Origin of the sequence: Halocynthiibacter sp., from assembly GCF_049608145.1 — a bacterium.
Lineage (GTDB): Bacteria > Pseudomonadota > Alphaproteobacteria > Rhodobacterales > Rhodobacteraceae > Halocynthiibacter.
Map to the genome: position 1 here is coordinate 1 of NZ_JBMYXF010000007.1, position 309 is coordinate 309.

General features: G+C 54.7%; 1 pseudogene. It reads right to left on the bottom strand.

Going from position 1 to position 309, the window contains the following annotated elements:
- Positions 1-309, bottom strand: a pseudogene (locus ACPGUT_RS03730) (FAD-binding protein); the annotation flags it as partial.

Here is a 309-nt window from a genome sequence, read left to right on the forward strand (position 1 = left end):
GGATCGGTTCTTTGGTCAGATCAACACCGGCAAAGATCCGTGCGCTTTCAGAAATACCCGGCAGACGTTCAGCCAAAGTTTCTGGTGGCAGGTGGTTCAGGTGCAGATGGATGTGATCGCCTTCTTTACCAACACCACGGCCTTCGCGGATTTCCATTGTCATACAACGGGACACATAATCCCGTGGGGCCAGGTCTTTATACTGTGGCGCGTAACGTTCCATGAAACGTTCACCCTCAGAGTTGGTCAGATAGCCGCCTTCACCGCGCGCACCCTCTGTGATCAGACAGCCGGACCCATAGATGCCGG